The sequence below is a fragment of the Wenyingzhuangia sp. IMCC45574 genome (assembly GCF_054182685.1).
Window position 1 is genome coordinate 1 of sequence record NZ_CM135169.1, and the last position, 19,322, is coordinate 19,322.

21 protein-coding genes are annotated in these 19,322 nt (G+C 32.6%); 15 read left to right on the forward strand and 6 right to left on the reverse strand.

All coding sequences use genetic code 11. The annotated features are described in order from the left end of the window. Genes dnaA through ACXHHC_RS00015 form a run of 3 tightly spaced genes read left to right on the forward strand, consistent with a single transcriptional unit; the run spans position 1 to position 2,604 of the window. A complete protein-coding gene (dnaA, locus tag ACXHHC_RS00005; RefSeq protein WP_458227597.1) occupies positions 1-1,431 on the forward strand; it encodes a chromosomal replication initiator protein DnaA in 1,431 nt (476 codons plus the stop codon). Between the two features lie 2 nt (positions 1,432-1,433). Then, positions 1,434-1,895 (forward strand): low molecular weight protein-tyrosine-phosphatase, encoded by a 462-nt coding sequence (locus tag ACXHHC_RS00010; protein ID WP_458227598.1) that lies wholly within the window; start codon positions 1,434-1,436, stop codon positions 1,893-1,895. Positions 1,896-1,899: 4 nt separating this feature from the next. Beyond that, the gene (locus tag ACXHHC_RS00015) at positions 1,900-2,604 is read left to right on the forward strand and encodes an SAM-dependent methyltransferase (RefSeq protein ID WP_458227599.1); all 705 of its coding nucleotides are present in this window, start codon (positions 1,900-1,902) and stop codon (positions 2,602-2,604) included. On the opposite strand, the gene mltG is transcribed toward ACXHHC_RS00015, so the two are convergent. Genes mltG through dapF form a run of 3 tightly spaced genes read right to left on the reverse strand, consistent with a single transcriptional unit; the run spans position 2,601 to position 4,933 of the window. Next, on the reverse strand, positions 2,601-3,623 hold the full coding sequence (gene mltG, locus ACXHHC_RS00020; RefSeq protein ID WP_458227600.1) for an endolytic transglycosylase MltG: 1,023 nt from the start codon (positions 3,621-3,623) through the stop codon (positions 2,601-2,603). The genes ACXHHC_RS00015 and mltG overlap by 4 nt on opposite strands. A 7-nt stretch (positions 3,624-3,630) precedes the next feature. Beyond that, positions 3,631-4,152 (reverse strand): GNAT family N-acetyltransferase, encoded by a 522-nt coding sequence (locus ACXHHC_RS00025; protein WP_458227601.1) that lies wholly within the window; start codon positions 4,150-4,152, stop codon positions 3,631-3,633. Next, a complete protein-coding gene (gene dapF / locus ACXHHC_RS00030) occupies positions 4,145-4,933 on the reverse strand; it encodes a diaminopimelate epimerase (protein WP_458227602.1) in 789 nt (262 codons plus the stop codon). The genes ACXHHC_RS00025 and dapF overlap by 8 nt, the downstream gene beginning before the upstream one ends. 132 nt (positions 4,934-5,065) lie before the next feature. Between dapF and ACXHHC_RS00035 the strand changes: the two genes are divergently transcribed. The 10 genes from ACXHHC_RS00035 to ACXHHC_RS00080 all read left to right on the forward strand — a co-directional run bounded on the left by ACXHHC_RS00035 (position 5,066) and on the right by ACXHHC_RS00080 (position 15,093). After that, the gene (locus ACXHHC_RS00035; protein ID WP_458227603.1) at positions 5,066-6,313 is read left to right on the forward strand and encodes a hypothetical protein; all 1,248 of its coding nucleotides are present in this window, start codon (positions 5,066-5,068) and stop codon (positions 6,311-6,313) included. Positions 6,314-6,458: 145 nt separating this feature from the next. Then, positions 6,459-6,809: a phage holin family protein gene (locus ACXHHC_RS00040; protein WP_458227604.1), complete on the forward strand. Its 351-nt coding sequence runs from the start codon at positions 6,459-6,461 to the stop codon at positions 6,807-6,809. 55 nt (positions 6,810-6,864) lie between these two features. Beyond that, on the forward strand, positions 6,865-8,253 hold the full coding sequence (locus tag ACXHHC_RS00045) for a trypsin-like peptidase domain-containing protein (RefSeq protein WP_458227605.1): 1,389 nt from the start codon (positions 6,865-6,867) through the stop codon (positions 8,251-8,253). A 133-nt stretch (positions 8,254-8,386) separates the two neighbouring features. Then, a complete protein-coding gene (gene dapA / locus ACXHHC_RS00050; protein WP_458227606.1) occupies positions 8,387-9,271 on the forward strand; it encodes a 4-hydroxy-tetrahydrodipicolinate synthase in 885 nt (294 codons plus the stop codon). A gap of 10 nt (positions 9,272-9,281) precedes the next feature. Continuing rightward, positions 9,282-10,094: an outer membrane protein assembly factor BamD gene (locus ACXHHC_RS00055; RefSeq protein WP_458227607.1), complete on the forward strand. Its 813-nt coding sequence runs from the start codon at positions 9,282-9,284 to the stop codon at positions 10,092-10,094. 17 nt (positions 10,095-10,111) lie between these two features. Further along, positions 10,112-10,438 carry a DNA-directed RNA polymerase subunit omega gene (locus ACXHHC_RS00060; RefSeq protein WP_458227608.1) on the forward strand — a complete coding sequence of 109 codons (327 nt, stop codon included), beginning with the start codon at positions 10,112-10,114 and terminating at the stop codon, positions 10,436-10,438. Positions 10,439-10,442: 4 nt separating this feature from the next. Continuing rightward, positions 10,443-11,654, forward strand: coding sequence for a bifunctional phosphopantothenoylcysteine decarboxylase/phosphopantothenate--cysteine ligase CoaBC (gene coaBC / locus ACXHHC_RS00065; RefSeq protein ID WP_458227609.1), 1,212 nt, complete (start codon positions 10,443-10,445; stop codon positions 11,652-11,654). Next, positions 11,647-12,543 carry a type IX secretion system protein PorD gene (porD, locus tag ACXHHC_RS00070; protein ID WP_458227610.1) on the forward strand — a complete coding sequence of 299 codons (897 nt, stop codon included), beginning with the start codon at positions 11,647-11,649 and terminating at the stop codon, positions 12,541-12,543. The genes coaBC and porD overlap by 8 nt, the downstream gene beginning before the upstream one ends. Positions 12,544-12,561: 18 nt before the next feature. Then, positions 12,562-14,220: a DNA repair protein RecN gene (recN, locus tag ACXHHC_RS00075; RefSeq protein ID WP_458227611.1), complete on the forward strand. Its 1,659-nt coding sequence runs from the start codon at positions 12,562-12,564 to the stop codon at positions 14,218-14,220. 57 nt (positions 14,221-14,277) lie between these two features. Then, positions 14,278-15,093: an enoyl-ACP reductase FabI gene (locus ACXHHC_RS00080; RefSeq protein WP_458227612.1), complete on the forward strand. Its 816-nt coding sequence runs from the start codon at positions 14,278-14,280 to the stop codon at positions 15,091-15,093. A gap of 77 nt (positions 15,094-15,170) precedes the next feature. On the opposite strand, the gene ACXHHC_RS00085 is transcribed toward ACXHHC_RS00080, so the two are convergent. Further along, positions 15,171-15,830: a hypothetical protein gene (locus ACXHHC_RS00085; protein WP_458227613.1), complete on the reverse strand. Its 660-nt coding sequence runs from the start codon at positions 15,828-15,830 to the stop codon at positions 15,171-15,173. Between the two features lie 158 nt (positions 15,831-15,988). On the opposite strand from ACXHHC_RS00085, the gene ACXHHC_RS00090 reads away from it, so the two are divergent. Then, complete coding sequence (locus ACXHHC_RS00090) at positions 15,989-17,308, forward strand: aspartate kinase (protein WP_458227614.1); 1,320 nt, start codon at positions 15,989-15,991, stop codon at positions 17,306-17,308. An 84-nt stretch (positions 17,309-17,392) separates the two neighbouring features. After that, the gene (locus ACXHHC_RS00095; protein ID WP_458227615.1) at positions 17,393-17,560 is read left to right on the forward strand and encodes a hypothetical protein; all 168 of its coding nucleotides are present in this window, start codon (positions 17,393-17,395) and stop codon (positions 17,558-17,560) included. Positions 17,561-17,702: 142 nt separating this feature from the next. On the opposite strand, the gene ACXHHC_RS00100 is transcribed toward ACXHHC_RS00095, so the two are convergent. After that, positions 17,703-18,959, reverse strand: a complete 1,257-nt coding sequence (locus tag ACXHHC_RS00100) for an ammonium transporter (protein WP_458227616.1) — start codon at positions 18,957-18,959, stop codon at positions 17,703-17,705. 5 nt (positions 18,960-18,964) lie between these two features. Then, positions 18,965-19,303: a P-II family nitrogen regulator gene (locus tag ACXHHC_RS00105; RefSeq protein WP_458227617.1), complete on the reverse strand. Its 339-nt coding sequence runs from the start codon at positions 19,301-19,303 to the stop codon at positions 18,965-18,967. Positions 19,304-19,322: the final 19 nt, after the last annotated feature.

Genomic DNA, 19,322 nt, shown 5'->3' on the forward strand with positions numbered 1-19,322 from the left:
ATGATAAAAACAGCTGGAGATGTATGGGCTTCTTGCTTGCAATTTATTAAGGACAATATTACCCCTGTTGGATTCAAAACTTGGTTTGAACCAATCGTTCCTGTAAAGTTGGAAGGAAGTGCTTTAACAATTCAGGTGCCAAGTAAATTCTTTTTCGAGTTTTTGGAAGAAAACTATGTGAAAATTATGAGAAGTGCTTTGGTAAGAGAATTGGGTAAAGACGCTCGTTTACTATACGATGTTCGTTTAGAAAATTCTTATAGCAGTAAAGTTCCCCAGACTGTAAAAATACCAAGTGCCAACAGAGCACCTATGAAACCACAAGATGTTTCTTTTACTTCTAGAACTGCAAGTAGAGAAGTAAAGAACCCTTTTGTAATTCCAGGATTACAAAAAGTAAAAGTGGAATCTAATTTAAATCCAAACTACAACTTCGATACTTATATGGAAGGAGAATCAAACCGTTTGGGTAGGTCTGCTGGTATGGCTGTTGCTAATAAACCTGGAGGTACCTCTTTTAACCCGTTAATGATTTACGGAGGAGTAGGATTGGGTAAAACACATTTAGCTCACGCTATTGGAGTTCAGGTAAAAGATAAATACCCAGACAAAACAGTATTGTATGTATCTACAGAAAAGTTTATACAACAATATGGAGATGCTGTTTTAAAAAATAATAACAGAAATGACTTTTTACATTTCTATCAAATGATAGATGTGTTGATTATAGATGATATTCAATTTTTGTCTGGAAAGACAAAAACTCAAGATGCATTTTTCCAAATATTCAATGAATTACATCAGAATGGAAAACAGGTAATTTTAACTTCGGATAAGGCACCTGTAGATATGCAAGATATTGAACAGCGTTTGTTGTCTCGTTTTAAATGGGGATTGTCTGCAGAATTGCAAGCACCAGATTATGAAACAAGAGTAAGTATCTTAAAAAACCGTTTGTTTAGAGATGGTGTTGAGGTTCCTGACGATGTAATTGAATTTATAGCAAAACATATCAAAAGTAATGTACGTGAGTTAGAGGGAGTAGTTACTTCTTTAATCGCTCAATCTGCTTTCAACAAGAAAGAGTTTACGCTTACATTGGCTAAGAGTATTGTAGATAAGTTTGTTAAGAACACTAAGAAAGAAGTTTCTGTTGATTATATTCAGAAAGTTGTTTCTAAATATTTTGAAATAGACTTGGCAACATTGCAATCTAAAACAAGAAAAAGACACATTGTTCAGGCTAGACAATTGGCAATGTATTTTTCTAAGAAGTTAACAAAATCTTCTTTGGCAAGTATTGGTGCTCAGATAGGGAAGAGAGATCATGCTACGGTGTTACATGCTTGTAAAACAGTAGATAACTTATCTACTACAGACAAGCAGTTTAAGAAGTATGTAGAGGATATTTCTAAAAAATTATCTTTCTAAATATGGCTACTGTTAAGATTCTAATGGTGTGTTTGGGGAATATTTGTCGTTCTCCATTGGCCGAGGGTATCTTAAAGTCTAAAATTGAAGATTTAAATATAGTAGTAGATTCTGCAGGAACTGGAGCTTATCACGTGGGCAATTTACCAGATGTTAGATCTATAGAAGTTGCTATGAAATACGGAATTGATATTACAGACCAAAGAGCTAGGAAATTAGAAGCTTCAGATTTAGAGGAGTTCGATTTTATCTATGCGATGGATGCTAGTAATTATAGGAATATATTAAGTATAGCAAGAACTCAAGCGCAGGAGGCTAAGGTGAGGATGATTATGAACGAGCTGGTTCCTGAAAGTGATGTCTCTGTTCCGGATCCTTACTATGGAGGAGATCAGGGTTTTGAGAACGTTTATAAGATGTTAGATCAAGCCTGCGATGTAGTTGTCAACAAATTAAAGCAATAATAAAATGAAAGGTAATTTGTATTTAATCCCCACTACTTTAGGGGATAATGAGCCATTGGAGGTAATGCCTATTTCTGTAAAAGCTACGGTAGAGCAGTTAACTCATTTTATTGTTGAGAACGAAAAGTCAGCTAGGAGATTTATAAAAAAAATTACTCCTTTAAAATCACAGCCAAGTTTACAGTTAAAATTAATAGATAAGTATGTAGATCCTGTTGAGGTAAATTCTTATTTGGATGTATGTATGGAAGGGGAATCTGTAGGATTGTTGTCCGAGGCTGGAGTTCCTGCTGTTGCAGATCCAGGTTCTGATGTGGTTAAGTTGGCACATAAAAAAGGGATTAGAGTAGTGCCCTTGGTAGGACCATCGTCTATTCTAATGGCTATGATGGCTTCTGGAATGAATGGTCAGAGTTTTACGTTTAACGGATACTTACCTATTGATAAAGCAGATCGAAAAAAAGAGATTAAGCGTTTGGAGCGTATTTCTAGAGAACAGAATCAATCACAGATTTTTATAGAAACACCGTATAGAAATCATAAAATGTTAGACGATTTAAAAGCGGCTTTATCTCCTAAAACAAACTTATGTATTGCGGCTAATATCACTATGCCTAACGAATATATAAGGACTTTTACAATTGCTGAATGGCAAAGAAAATCGCCAGAATTACATAAAATTCCAGCGATTTTTATCTTACACGCTTAACGATTAATACGTTGTTTCCTTAACCATTTATGATAAGCACTAGCGTTTCTATTGTGTTGGCTTAAGGTTTTGGCAAACTTGTGTGTTCCTAGTTTTTCTGGGTTTACACAAAAGTAATAATATGCGTGTCTTTCCGCATTTAATACAGCATCTATAGCATCTACATCTGGCATGGCAATGGCAGAGGGAGGAATTCCTCTATGGGTATATGTGTTGTACGAGGATTCTATTTTTAGGTCTTTTTTTAAAACTCTTTTAATAATGGTTTCTCTCCCTTGTTGTTCTTTTATAGCGTATATAATTGTTGGGTCTGCTTGTAGTGGTATTCCTTTGCGAATTCTGTTAAGGTATACTCCTGCAACTTTTTTTCTTTCGGGCTTATTTTGAGTTTCTTTGTGTACAATAGCAGCTAAAGAAATTACTTCATTTGTAGTTAAATTCAAACGATGTGCTTTTTTAAGTCTTGTTTTGTTCCAAAAACGCAGGTATGCATTGAATAGTTTGGTGCGTAGTTGGTTTGGAGTGATGTTCCAGTAGCAATCATACGTATAGGGCATGCAGTAGTTAATGGCTGTTTTGTAAGTAAAGCCATGCTTTTGCAAGAAGTTTTTATCAAGTAAACTGTTTACAATAGAGGTAGAATCAGCTTCTATTTGTTGTGCCAACCTTCCTGCTAAATTTTCAATATAGTTTTGATTGTTAAAGGTTACTTTAACTGGGGTTTGATTTCCGCTTCGTAATAGGTTGATAATTTCGTTTGAAGTCATTCCTTGTTTAAGGCTGTACTTACCTGCTTTAACTTTGGTGTACTTTTTAAATTTAATGACTTTCTTAAGTGCTTCAATATCGTTGCAAACATCTTTTAAATGAGATATTACTTGTGGAATTGAATCAGTTGATTGTATGTATATAGCACTGTCTTTGTCAACTTGCTCACTGTTGATGATAGAGTTGAAATAAAAAACAATACCTAGTCCTGTTAGGAAAAAGATTCCTAATCCTATAAATATTTTTTTCATTGTTGATTTAAGAATGAATCAATTGGTAAAAGGCAACATCAGAAAATGTGCCGTTGTAATACATCCAGTTTTTGCGTGTTCCTGTGTGAATGTATCCAGATTTTTCGAATAATTGTATGCTTTCTGTATTGTTAACGTTTATGTTAGCATACAATTGTTTTAGGTTAAGGTAAGGAAAGGCATACTCTCTAATTAGTTCTAAAGCCTCTGTTGCATAGCCTTTTTGCTGGTGCTCTGTTAAAACTAATATGCCAACTCCTGCTCTGGAATGTTGAGGATTAAAGTCGAATAAATCAATAAGTCCTACAGGAGTATTGTTTTTATTTTGAATCACTAATCTTAATTGTTTGGCAGTGTATATGTCTAAATGAGCATTGTCTAAATACTGTTTTAAAATAGCACGAGAATAAGGAGTTTGGGTAGTGCTTACTTCCCAAAACTCCTCGTTATTTTCAACCGTAAATAGAAAATCTAAATCAGAAGGCTCTAAGGCTCTAAGTTTGATATGTTTTCCTGTTAACTTACTCATTGTAGTTTATACTTCCCTTAAAGACAAAGGTAGCAGGGCCTTTTAGGAATACCTCTTTGTAGGTGTTTCCTTCTTTTTTAAACGATACCTCTAGTTTACCACCTTCTACCTGGAGTTTTATTTTGTTGTCCGAAGCTATCTTTTTTTCGAACATTGCAATGGCTACAGCTGTTACACCCGTACCACAGGCTAAAGTTTCGTTTTCAACTCCTCTTTCGTAGGTTCTAACTCTAAAACTATTGTCGTCTTCAAGTGGTTCTACAAAATTTACATTGGTACCTTCTTCAAAATAAGGAGCTCCGTATCTAATTTTTGCACCATTCTCTACTACATTAAAGGATCCTATGCTTTTAACTTCTTGAACATGGTGTGGAGAACCAGTATTTAGAAAACAGTGATTTTCATATATGTTTACACTGTCTACATCTATCATTTGTAGATTGGTAATACCATTTTCAAAACTAGCATAGTGCAGACCGTCTACTGCATCAAAAGTAGTTTCTTTTCCTATAATTCCTAGTTGGTTTGCAAAAGCAACCAAACATCTACCTCCATTTCCACACATAGTACTTTCTGTACCATCGGCATTGTAGTATACCATGGTAAAGTCATATTTGTCAGATGGGTTTAATAACATTAACCCATCGGCACCAACACCAAATCTACGATCACATAAAAAGTTAACCAGTTTGGTGTTCTCTCTAGGAAAGCTTAAATCTCTATTATCGATAATAACAAAGTCGTTTCCTGTTCCTTGATATTTATAAAAAGTAAATTCCATTTTTTAGAATAATTGTGACAGCAAAAATACAAAGAAAAACAATTAGAAAAGCTTGTAATGGATTAGATAAATTTGATGTTTTTTTGATTAGGTGTTTTTTTTGAAAAAGTTATTTTAGCTGCAAAAAAAAATATGAAAATAAAAATTGCTACAGTATTTATATTAATGGTTGTGTCTATCGGTTTTTCTCAGTCGGATTACAGAAAGGGGTATATTGTTAATCATGATAATGATACAATTCAAGGTTTTATTAGCCATCGCGGGGATGTTTCTAATTCAAGGAAATGCTATTTTAAAAAAGAATTAGGTTCAGAGACAATTAAGTACTCACCAAAAGAAATTAACGCCTATCGTTTTGATGAAGGAAAATACTATGTAGCGAAACAGGTAAATATTGATAACAATACGAAAAATGTCTTTTTAGAATTTCTTGTAAACGGTGTTGTTAAGGTTTATTACTTAATAGATTTAGTTCATCATGTATATTATTTTATTGAAGATAAAAATGGTGTTTTACATGAACTCCAAAAGAATAATAAAATTATTGAAAATGGTCAAGGGGAATTCAATGTAGAATCAAACCAATATAAAGGTATATTGAAGTTTTTATTTAAGGATGGGGAAAAAACACTTAAAAAAGTAGATAACATTTATTTAAGTAAAAAATCCTTAATCAATATAAGTGAATATTATCATAATGAGGTTTGTACAGATGGAACGAAATGTATTGTGTATAAGAAGAAAAAGAAAAATACACAAAGGTCTTTTGGTTTTATAGCTTTAGGTCATTTGGCTTTTGTGGATCAAACAAATGTTCCGGAAAGAATCGATTATTTAGAAGGAGCTGATTTTGAAACTTCTTTTTACCCTTCATTTGGAGTGTATTATAAACAGAGTATCCCGAGTTGGAGTGAAAATATTTTTTTTCAAGCTAATTTGTTTTATTCCAAGTATAATCTTTCAACATATATTGATGATTACCACTCAAATTTTTCATCAACAAGACGAACATATGATGTAGATATAGATGTAAATTCAATAGATTTAGATGTTTTATTAAAATTTGAATTAAATAAAAAGTTTATCAAACCAAATTTTCATATTGGTACATTTGGAGAGTATAAGTATAAAAATAAATTTGAGACGGACTTTACAAGTTCTATACTTTCCTCAGGTACTATATTAAGTAAAAGGATAATTGATGAAAGTTATAACTTGTTAGATTCTAATTTAGGTTTTATAGTTGGTGTAGGTATTAGAAAGGAGATGGATAAAAAAGAAATTAATATTGATTTGAGTTACAAGCGTAGCATGGGACATAGTAATTTCAGTGATTTAAATATTATTTATTTAACTCTAGGGTTTGGTTTTCTTAATTAATAAAGTTCTTGGTATCTTTTATTTTTGAATAAACGGCATTTTTATTCCTTTAAAGAATATCATAAGACTTATTGTTCTTGTTTAATTGTTTTGGAGTGTAGTGTGTTTTTGTTGTAATTTCATTTGTACAAATAGACAAAATAAAATGAAAAAATATTTAGCTCAATTACTAGTAAATGCAATTGCGGTGTATGTAATTGCTACTTTCTTGCCAGGTGCTATTATACATAGTTACGGAGCTGCAGTGTTGGTTGCTTTTTGGTTAAGTTTATTAAATGTATTGGTGAGACCTATCTTGGTTTTGTTTACGTTGCCAATTACAATACTAACCCTTGGCTTTTTCTTGCTAGTTATTAATGCTATAATAATTAGTATAGCAGATTCTTTAATAGCAGGTTTTTATGTGACTAATATTTTTATTGCATTAATTTTTAGTTTGTTACTGTCTGTCGTTCAGTCATTTTTACATTCTCTATTTGGGATTGACGACTGGTAGTTTTCTGTTGGCATAGTTTTTGGAAAAATATTTTTGAAATAAAAAATAGAAGAACATGAAACAGAGTATTAAATTATTTGCAGTAGCCTTGTTAGGAGGTTTTATTTCATTGATAACATACAACCGTTTTTTTCAGAAAGAAACGAAGGTGATTGAAAGAGTAAAAGAGCAACAATTGCCTGTTTTTACATCCAATCCTAACGGTTCTATAGTTGCGGCTGAAAATTTGACAGATTTTACAAAAGCAGCAGAGTTAACCTTAAACGCAGTAGTACATGTTAAAAATACAGCTGTAGGTGTGCAACGAGATCCATTTGCAGAATTGTTTTTTGGACAAGGCTATGGAGGTAGAGAGTACGAAAGAGTTGGTACAGGTAGTGGTGTGGTAATTTCTCCTGATGGATACATTGTAACGAATAACCATGTAATAGAAGGTGCTAAAGAAATTGAAATTAGTTTAAACAATCAAAAAAAATATATTGCCGAGTTGATAGGTGCTGATAAAAGCACAGATATTGCTTTGTTAAAAATTAAAGCAGATGACGATTTAAACTTTTTAACTTTTGGAGATTCTGATGTTTCTAAAGTAGGAGAGTGGGTGTTGGCTGTAGGAAACCCTTACAATTTAACATCAACAGTAACAGCAGGTATTATAAGTGCTAAAGGAAGAGATCTAGAAGGGAATAGAAATATAGAATCTTTTATTCAGACAGATGCTGCAGTAAATCCAGGAAATAGTGGAGGAGCTCTCGTAAACACCAAAGGAGAATTAATAGGTATTAATACGGCTATCTCTTCGCAAACAGGTTCTTTTGTAGGGTACTCTTTTGCGGTTCCTTCTAATATTGCAAAACGTGTAATAGAGGACTTAATGGAGAATGGTGCTGTTAAAAGAGCGTTTTTAGGAATTGTAAGAGATCCAGAGAAGCTAAATGTAGATGGTGTTTTTGTAGAGTCTGTTGCTAAAGGAGGTGGAGCAGAGAGGGCTGGAATAAAATCTGGTGATATTATTAAAAAAGTGAATAATGTTAAAATTCATAAGTTTTCAGATTTAGTAGGGCAGTTGGTGGCAAAAAGACCAGGAGATTCTGTGGTTGTAACTGTAGACAGAGATGGGGTTGATAAAGTGATAAAAGTAACATTAACAGAGGTGATTAGTTTTGCATCGGAGGCTTTTGGAATGGAATTTGGAGAGTTAAGTCTTAAAGATAAGAAGCGTTTAGATATTTCTAACGGGGTTAAAGTAAACAGCATCAACAATAAAGATTTACAAAAAATAGGAATAAAACCGGGGTATATAATTTTATCTATTAATAATTATTCTGTGAACAACACCGCTGATATAGAGAAGATTAAAAAGATAGTAAAGTCTGATAAAAACATTAACAAATTGGTAGTGATTAACTTAAGAGGAGAAAAAGAAACTTTTTCTAGAGGTTGGTAATAATACCGTTGCTCATTTCTTATTTTGTTAAATTCTTAAACTTAATAGCTATAGTGATTATTTAAGTGGATATTCTCTAAATAAAATAGTAAATTTGCACGCTAGCACAATTAATAAAGATCAAAAGTAAGAAATGAGTGATTTTTTGGGTACAGGAGTTGCATTAGTAACCCCTTTTGATAACAATGGAAATGTAGATGTACAAGCACTGGAGAAGCTTGTTGAGTTTCAGATTGATAATGCAGTTGAATACTTAGTAGTATTAGGAACTACAGCAGAATCTGCAACATTAACTAACCAAGAAAAAGAGTTAGTTAAGCAAACTGTTATAAACACAAATGCAGGAAGATTGCCAATTGCTTTAGGAATTGGAGGAAATAACACTGCAGCTGTTATAGAAGAAATTAAGAACACCGATTTTTCAAGCATACAAGGAGTGTTGTCGGTATCTCCTTATTACAATAAACCAAGTCAAGAAGGAATATATCAACACTTTAAAGCAATTGCAGAGGCTTGCCCTGTAGATATTATATTATACAATGTTCCTGGTAGAACGAGTTCTAATATAAAACCAGAAACTGTAGTTCGCTTGGCAGAAATTTCCAATATTATTGGAATTAAAGAAGCCAAAGGAGATATGGATCAGGCGTTAAAGTTAATTAAATCGGTACCAGATAATTTCTTAGTAATTTCTGGGGATGATATGTTGGCATTGCCAATTACATTAGCGGGTGGTTCTGGAGTAATTTCTGTAATAGGACAAGCGTTTCCATCGGAGTTTACACATATGATTCGTTTAGGTATTTTAGAAGAGTCTAAAAAGTCTTTTAGAATGCATTACAAATTACAAGATAGTATTGACTTAATCTTTAAAGAAGGAAATCCGGTAGGGATTAAAGCTTTGTTAGAAATTCTAGGATTATCTTCTAGTGCTGTTAGATTGCCATTAGTAGCTGCTTCTCCTGAATTAAAGAAAAAGTTAAGAACTTTTGTAGAAGCTTTCTACGTAGCTTCATAAAAAACAATTTATGATTAAAATAGTAAAATACAGCATAGTAGCTGCTACTTTTATGTTATTACAATCTTGTGGTGAATACAACAAGGTTTTAAATAAAGGAACAAATCCAGAACGTTATAACTTAGGTAATAAGTTATATAAAGAAGGAGATTACGATAAGGCAATTCGTATGTACGAGTTAATATTACCTTCTTATGCAACAAAACCTCAGGCAGAGGTAATTGTATTTCGTTTGGCAGATGCAAACCGAAAAATAAAAGATTATACTACTTCTGTATACTACTACGAAAAGTTTTTAAGAAGCTATCCTAATAGTACAGAAATTGATGTAGCACAATTTAATATTGCAGAAAGTTATTATCAACTTTCTCCAAAATATAGTGTAGATCAGGCTGATACGAATAAAGCGATTCTAGCTTATCAAAATTTTATTGATGAAAATCCTGAGTCGGAAAAAATTGTAGCAGCAAACAAAAGAGTTAAAGAACTAAATTATAAGTTAGAGAAAAAAGCTTTTGAAGTAGCGAAACAATATTATAAAATTGGAAATTACAAGTCTGCTATCAAAGCATTTGACAATGTAATTTTAGATTTTTTAGGAACAAGCTTAAAAGAAGAAGCTATGTTTTATAAGTTTAGATCTGCTTACGAATTAGGAACAAAAAGTGTTCTTTCTAAGAAAGAAAAGAGAATAAAAGAAGCAAAAAAAATATACCAAAGGTTCCAAAAGGCTTTTCCAGAGTCAGAATTCTTAAAGGAAGCTAAGAACTTATATGGTAAATTGTTAAAAATAAAGGTTGTAAAACCAACGTTGAATAGTTAAGATAATAAGATAATATTATGGATTACAAAAAAGTCGATGCTCCATTGTCTACGGTAACGTATGACAAGTCTAAGGTAGAAGAAACAACTGAAAATATTTACGAAGCTATTGCAATTATTGCAAAAAGAGCTACACAAGTTGGAAGTGACTTAAAAAAGGAATTAGTTGATAAATTAGACGAGTTTGCTACTTACAACGATAGTTTAGAAGAGGTGTTTGAGAACAAGGAACAAATTGAAGTTTCTAAATTCTATGAAAAATTACCTAAGCCTCATGCTATTGCTGTAGAAGAGTGGTTAGAAGGTAACATTTACCACAGAAGAGCAGAATCTAAAGAAGAATAGATATATGAGCATATTAAGTGGGAAAAAAGTTTTATTAGGTGTTACAGCAGGTATTGCAGCCTATAAAACGGCTCATTTAGTAAGACAGTTTATAAAAGCAGGTGCTCAAGTACAAGTTGTACAGACACCTGCTTCTAAAGAATTTGTTACACCGTTAACACTTTCTACTTTATCTAAAAATCCAGTGCATTCTACCTTTTACAACGAGGAAGATGAGAATGCAGTATGGAATAACCATGTAGACTTAGGGTTGTGGGCAGACATTATGTTAGTTGCCCCTGCTACAGCAAACACATTGTCTAAAATGACCAATGGAGTTTGTGATAACCTATTGCTAGCTACTTACTTATCTGCCAAATGTCCTGTTTACTTTGCACCAGCAATGGATTTGGATATGTACCAGCACCCATCAACAAAAAACAGCATAGAAAAGTTAGTTTCTTACGGCCATGTATGCATTCCTGCTACTAGTGGAGAATTGGCAAGTGGTTTGGTAGGAGAGGGGAGAATGGCAGAACCAGAAGACATTGTTGCTTTTATAGAAAATGACATAACTTCTAAATTACCATTAAAAGGCAAAAAAGTATTAATTACTGCGGGGCCTACATACGAGGCTATAGATCCTGTTCGTTTTATTGGGAATCATTCTTCTGGAAAAATGGGGTTTGAGATAGCCAAAGTAACGGCCAATTTAGGAGCAGAGGTAATTTTAGTTTCTGGACCATCTAACGAACAAGTAGCGCACTCTTTTATAAACAGAATAGATGTAGTGAGTGCAGAAGATATGTACAAAGCGTGCCATAAACATTACAAAAATGTAGATGTTGCTATTTGTGCTGCTGCTGTGGCAGATTATAAGCCTTTAAATGTAGCGAATCAGAAGATTAAGAAAAAAGATGCGAGTTTGCAAATAGAGCTAACTCCTACAAAAGATATTTTAGCATCATTAGGTGCTGAAAAAGAACAGCAGTTATTGGTAGGTTTTGCATTAGAAACGAATAACGAAGAAGAAAACGCAAAAGGTAAAATTGCTAGAAAGAATTTAGATATGATCGTTTTAAATTCTTTACGAGATAAAGGAGCAGGTTTTGCTAAAAATACCAATAAAATTACTATTATTGATAAGGATTTTAATGCTCAAAAATTTGAGACAAAAACAAAATCTGAAGTAGCAAAAGATATTCTAACAGTAATAATTGAAAAATTGCATGTATAAGCAGTTTCTTTTCTTTTTAATGACATTGGTTTTTACAATTGTAAAAGCCCAGGAATTAGATTGTAATATTACAGTCAATGGCGATCAGATTGCGGTATCTAATAACAGGATTTTTAAAACGATGGAAAACTCTTTAACAGAGTTTTTAAATCAGCAAAAATGGACCAATGTAGAGTTTAAAGAACACGAACGAATTAAATGTTCGTTTACTTTGCTACTAACTGAGCAATCAGGACCTAATACATTTAAAGGAAGTTTACAAGTGCAAGCTTCAAGGCCTGTTTTTAATTCTACTTATTACAGTCCTATTTTTAATTACAAAGACGATAATTTTACAATAAATTATGTAGAATTTCAGCCATTGAATTACAATCCTAATGGTTATGAATCTAATTTAATATCTGTTTTGTCTTATTACAGCTACTTTATACTAGGTCTGTATGTAGATAGTTTTAGTCTTAAAGGTGGAGATGAGCATTTTACAACAGCTTTAACCATTGCAAATCAAGCTCAACAATCTGGGTTTAATGGTTGGTCTAATTCAAGATTAGATATCAATCGTTTTACTTTGGTAGATAAGTTTCTATTACAAGATAATGATCGTTTTAGAGAGGTGTTCTTTAAATATCATTTTGATTGTATGGATGCCTTTGAAAGGAATCAGAGAAGAGCTGTTACCAATATTTTAAGGACTTTAAAACCTCTAAAGGATATATATGATGAAAACCCTAATAGTATTTCAATTAGAATTTTCACCGATGCAAAATCCGATGAGCTGGTAAATATTTTTAGAAAGAACAGAGGTGTAGATGCTTCTGAATTAGTATCTATTCTAAGAAGAGTTGCTCCTAACAACTCAAAAAAATGGAAACAAATTTATACCAATTAATAAAATTTCTTTTTTCATATGTTAACTTCTATAGCTGTTCAAAATTATGCTTTGATCAAGAGATTACAAGTGGACTTTACACAAGGTTACTCTGTAATTACAGGAGAAACAGGTGCGGGTAAATCTATACTCTTAGGAGCTTTGGGCTTGGTGTTGGGGAATAGAGCCGATTTAACCAGTTTAAAAGACAAGGAAAAGAAATGTGTTATCGAGGCTGAGTTTGAGATCGGTTCTTATCAGTTGCAAACTGTTTTTGAAGAATTAGATTTAGATTACGAATCGTTAACAATTATAAGAAGAGAGTTATTGCCTAGTGGAAAGAGTAGAGCTTTTGTAAACGATACTCCTGTAAGTATAAAATCGTTGCAAGCATTAAAAGAATATTTATTAGATATTCACTCTCAACACAATACAATGGCATTGTCTGATAAGAAATATCAGTACTATGTGGTAGATGCTTTAGCGGGTAATTTTGAGTTACTTTCGTTGTATAAAAATTCTTTAAAAGGATATAAGAAGGCTGTAAAAGAATTAGAAGCTTTAAAAGCTAGCCAAGAAGAAGCCAAACAACAGTTTGAGTATAACCTGCATTTGTATGAAGAGTTAGACAATGCTAAACTTAAAGAGTTAGACGAAGTTGAAACTTTAGAAAAAGAGATAGAAAAATTATCGCATGCAGAAGAGATTAAGACCAATTTATTCGAAAGTGTTCAGATAAGTACCGAAGAAGAAATAGGAGCTCAGAGCTTATTAACACGTTTGGAAGTCGCTTTGTCTAAAATAGCATCCTTTGATGATAATTATAGCTCGTTATTTGAAAGAGCAAAAAGTTTAAAAATTGAATTGGATGATTTGGTTTTTGAACTAGAAAAACAAGCGGAAAGAGTAGAAGCAAATCCAGAAGAATTGGAAACTATGAATGCTCGTTTAAGTTTGTTGTTCGATTTACAAAAAAAGCATTTTGTTACTTCTCTAAAAGATTTAATTCAGGTTAGAGAGACATTGTCCGAAAAAGTAAAACAGGTACAAGATGCTGCCGATTTATTAGTAGGAGCAGAGAAATTAGTAGCAAAAACTAAAAAAGAAACTACAGTTTTAGCTAACAAGTTAACTGCAAATAGAAAGAAAGTAGTTGTAGACTTTAAAAAAGAATTGGAAACTATTTTAGCTACTTTAAGTATGGAAAATGCTCAGTTTAAAGTAGAAATAGAAACTTTAGACGATTTTACAGAGTATGGATTAGACGATGTTTCTTTCTTATTATCTTCTAACAAAGGTTCTGCTTTTGGTTTGTTAAAGAAAGTAGCTTCTGGAGGAGAGTTATCTAGAATTATGTTAGGGATTAAAATGATACTCTCTAAGTTTGTGCATTTGCCAACTATTCTATTTGATGAAATTGATACGGGAGTATCTGGAGAAGTAGCGACTAAAATAGCAGATGTAATGCAGGCTATGGGAGAAAATATGCAAGTAATTACCATAACGCATTTACCTCAGGTTGCTGCTAAAGGTAAAGAACATTATAAAGTATATAAGACGGTAAAAGGAGAGCAAACAGAGACTCATTTGGTCTCTTTAGAAAAAGAAGAAAGAATAAACGAGATTGCAGAAATGTTGAGTGGAAAGGATAAGTCTCAGTCTGCGATAGAACATGCCCAACAACTGTTAAGTATTTAAATAGAATCCTTTATATTTGTTGCCATAAAAAAACTTAGAATAATATAAACTACAGATATGTATAATTTATTAAAAGGAAAAAAAGGAATTATTTTTGGAGCTTTAGATTCGAACTCTATTGCTTGGAAAGTTGCAGAAACTGCACATGCCAATGGAGCTGAATTTGTGTTAACAAACGCACCAATTGCTATGCGTATGGGAGCTATCAACGAGCTAGCAGAAAAAACTGGAGCTCAAGTAATTCCTGCAGATGCTACTTCTATGGAAGACTTAGAAAACTTAGTTGAAAAGTCTATGGAGATTTTAGGAGGTAAAATTGATTTTGTTTTACACTCTATTGGAATGTCTTTAAACGTACGTAAGAAGAAGCACTATACAGAAAACAACTACGACTTTACTCACAAAGGATTTGATATTTCAGCATTATCTTTTCATAGAGTAATGCAAGTTTTATACAAAAAAGAAGCAATGTCAGAGTGGGGATCTATTGTAGCATTAACATATATGGCTGCACAAAGAGTATTCCCAGACTACAATGACATGGCTGATAATAAAGCTTATTTAGAGTCTATTGCTCGTTCTTTTGGTTACTTCTTTGGTAGAGACCACAATGTACGTGTAAACACGATTTCTCAGTCTCCTACAGCTACAACTGCAGGTAATGGAGTAAAAGGATTCTCTGGATTTATTAACTATGCAGAAAAAATGTCTCCATTAGGAAACGCTTCTGCTCAGGACTGTGCAGATTACACAATAACATTATTCTCAGACTTAACTAAGAAAGTAACGTTACAGAACTTATTCCACGATGGAGGTTTCTCTAACATGGGAGTTTCTACAGAAATTATGGAAGCTTTTGATAGCGAAGAATAGTTTTTAAAAGAATACCAAATAAAAAATCCCGTTCTAATTTAGAACGGGATTTTTGTTTTATACACAAAGCCAAATAATTAGCTTTTCTTCATATCTATTAAAATAGAGAAAGTTTTGTTAATGTCTTCTTCTTTTACAACAATGGTAATTTCGTGTGTAGTAGAAATAATTTCTTGTACAGGAATATCTGCCCAAGCCAATTGTTTTAAAATAAAGTAATAAATTCCAGATTGTTCCGAGTTAGACTTGGGTAACTTAATAGTAATAGAAGCTAAATCTACAGAAGCAGATAATAATTGTTCTGTTTTAAAAATCTCTTCTACCTTGTCGTGTAACTTTTTACTGGTAATGATATTCGTCTCAAAAATACCCTGAGAAATTGTAAAGAAGTAGTCCTTGTCATCTCCAAATTCATGGATTAAATCGGAAATACATCTAAGTAGTGTAGGGGTGTTTTTAAAAGTAAAATTTCCTAAATCAGAACGTACAATAAAGTCTCCTAATGTAAGGGTAATTTTCTTTATATTTTTACGAATTTTCAAGATGCTTGATGGTGACAATCTATTGATAGCCATCATGATGGCTCCAGATTTTACATCTTTATTCAAATCTTTTTCAACATCTGGCTGAATCACTCTAGCTAGGGAAGATACGTTGATTAATTTGTCGTTTAGAGCTTCTTCTAAAAAAGGAGTTTTTCTAATTATTCCTTCCACAGATTCTTGTATGGTCTTCATACGTGTTCAAATTTTAACAATTCGTATTAAGATGTAAAGATATTATTATTTTTTTGGACACAACCCACAATTATAGAACCTTTGCATTTTTTACACAGATTTTTAACAAATTGTGTAAAAAAAGAACCATTAAAAAAACTAGAGACTAAAATAGAATTATGAAAGTATTAAAATTTGGAGGTACCTCTGTAGGGAGTCCTTCGAGTATTAAGGAGGTAGCTAATATTGTAAGAAATGTAGAAGGACAAAAAACAGTAGTATTATCTGCTATGTCCGGAACTACAAATGCTTTACATGAAGTTGCAGACTTAATCATAAAGTATAAAGAAGAGGAAGCAAATCAAATGATTGATGATTTGATTGCTAAATATGTAGAGGTTATTAATGAGTTATTAGCAGAGAAAGAAAACCAAAACGCTGCTATCTCATTGGTTTCTGAAAGATTTGAATTCATTAGAGAGCATGTTGGAATAGAAATTTCATCTGCTCAAATTGAAAAAAATATCGTTGCTCAGGGAGAAGTTTTATCAACAAACCTATTTAATTTCCATTTAAGAGAAGTTGGTGCAAAGGCTACTTTAGTTTCTGCATTTGATTTTATGGCAATTGACGAGGCAAACGAACCTGTTATTTCTAAAATAACGGAAGAGTATGGTAAAATTGTTGCCGCAAATGCTGAAACTGAAATTTTTATAACTCAAGGGTATATTTGTTTAAGTGATACTGGTAAAATTGACAATTTAAAAAGAGGAGGGTCTGACTATTCTGCTTCTTTAATTGGTGCTGCTATCGTTGCTGAAGAAATTCAGATTTGGACAGATATTGACGGAATGCACAACAACGATCCTCGTTTTGTAGAGAATACATTTTCTTTAAAAGAAATTTCTTTTGACGAAGCAGCGGAGTTGGCATATTTTGGAGCTAAAATTTTACACCCTCAATCAGTAATTCCTGCAAGAAAAGCAAATGTGCCAGTATTGTTAAAGAATACTTTTGAGCCAGATGCACCAGGAACAATTATTAAAAACTGTGAAGTGCCTTCTGGAGTTAGAGCAATTGCAGCGAAAGATGGTATTACCGCTATTAAGATAAAGTCTTACCGAATGTTAATGGCTTATGGTTTCTTAAAAGGAGTATTTGAAGTTTTTGAAAAGTACAGAACTTCTATTGATATGATTACAACATCAGAAGTTGCTGTATCTATTACAATTGATGATACTACTAATTTAAAAGAAATTATTTCTGAGTTAGAAGAGATTGGTGCAGTAGAAGTTGATACTGATTTGAGTATTGTTTGTTTGGCAGGAGATTTTTCTAAAGAGAGAACAGGAGCAAGCTCACCAATTTTTAATAGTTTAACAAACATTCCTATTAGAATGATTTCTTACGGAGGTTCTAATTATAATGTTTCTTTGCTAATTAATACAGAAAATAAGAAAGAGGCTTTAATAGCGTTAAATAAAGGAGTTTTTGCTTAATAATAATTTTAATATAGTAGTGTTACTATTAAAAAAAATTATATTTTTGCTTTCATAAACTAACAGAAAAAAGATTTAGAAAAGATGATGGATTTTTCTCAATTCTCAGGATTTTTAGCGTTCTTATTTGTATTTACAACAGGGTTTTGGTTGTTGTTATTCTTATTAACGTTTGTAGTTCCTTACTGGATTACTGGAACAATTATTGAAAACATTCAATTAAAAGCTGCAGCAAAAAAAGGGAATCAATAAAGAGGAACTTTTATACAATATAAAGTAAACCACAAACAATTTTGTTTGTGGTTTTTTTATGTCTTATAATTAACATCTATGCATAAAAAAACATCCGCTTCTACAAGCGGATGTTTAAAATAAATAAAAGCAACAACTATTGCTAGTTGTTATCGTTTAAGTTGATGTCTTCATAAGCGTTCATTCCATGCTCATGAATATCCAATCCTTGTTTTTCTTCGTTTTCGCTAACTCTTAAACCAATAGTTTTCTTAATTGCAAAAAGAATAACGAATGAAGATGCAATACAAGTAATACCAATTACCATTATTCCGTATGCTTGTGTTCCCAGCTGAGAAAATGAACCTGTTGTAAATACACCTTTATCTCCCCATATACCAACTGCTAGGGTTCCAAAAATACCACATACTAAATGTACTCCAATAGCACCTACAGGGTCGTCCAACCTTAAACGATCTATTATACCAACTGCAAATACAATAATAACTCCTGCAATTAAACCAATAATAATAGCGTCTGTAGGCGACATTAAGTCTGCACCGGCAGTAATACCAACCAAACCAGCTAAAGAACCGTTAAACGCCATTGTAACGTCGTAGGTTTTAAATTTAAGGTAAGATGTTATAAAAGCAGAAACAATTCCTGAAGCTGCAGCTAAGGATGTTGTAACTAATACCAAAGAAACCAATCCTGGATCTGCAGATAAAACAGAACCCCCATTAAATCCAAACCATCCAAACCATAATAAGAATACTCCTAAAGCGGCCAGTGGAATGTTGTGTCCAACAATAGGTTTAATAGTTCCATCGGGTAAATATTTACCTAAACGAGGTCCTAATAAAATAACGGCTACTACAGCAGCCCAACCTCCAACAGAGTGTACAAGCGTAGAACCTGCAAAGTCATAGAATCCCATAGCGTCTAAAAAACCAGCTCCCCATTTCCAAGAACCAACAATAGGGTATACCAATCCTACATAGATTAAAGAAAATAAGAGGAAAGAGTTTAATTTAATTCTTTCGGCTACGGCACCAGATACAATCGTTGCAGCCGTTGCAGCAAACATACCTTGGAATAAAAAGTCTGTCCAATAAGTATATCCCTCGTTGTATGCCTGTGTTAATCCTCCTTCTGGCAGTGCCAATCCCCATCCAGCAAATCCAAAGACTCCTGTAGCACCTTCTTCAAAGCCAGGGTACATTAAGTTAAACCCACACAATGTATAGGTAATTAAACCAATGGCAACAATCATAAAGTTTTTAAATATGATGTTAATTGCGTTTTTAGATCTAGCCAACCCAACTTCTAAAGCGGTAAAACCTAAGTGCATAATAAAAACCAATGCTATGGATACCATCATCCAGACATTGTTTGTAATAAAATTTTGTGTAGCTTCCATCTATATTATCTTAGTGTTTCTTCTCCTTTTTCTCCCGTTCTAATTCTGTAGGTTTCTTTTACATCATAAACAAATAATTTACCATCACCAACTTCACCTGTACCAGCAGCTTTAATAATAGTGTCAATTGTTTTTTGTTCAAAATCATCATTTACTATAATAGATAAGTAACGTCTTTGGATGTCTGCAGTACTAAAAGTAATACCACGATACACTTTTCCGATTCTTTCGTTTCCTAATGCGGTTACATCCCAATAAGAGAAAAAGTTTACACCAATTTCGTGCAAAGCATTCTTAACTTCAGAAAATTTCGACTTTCTGATAATCGCTTCGATTTTTTTCATAAATAAAAAGTTTGTTTTA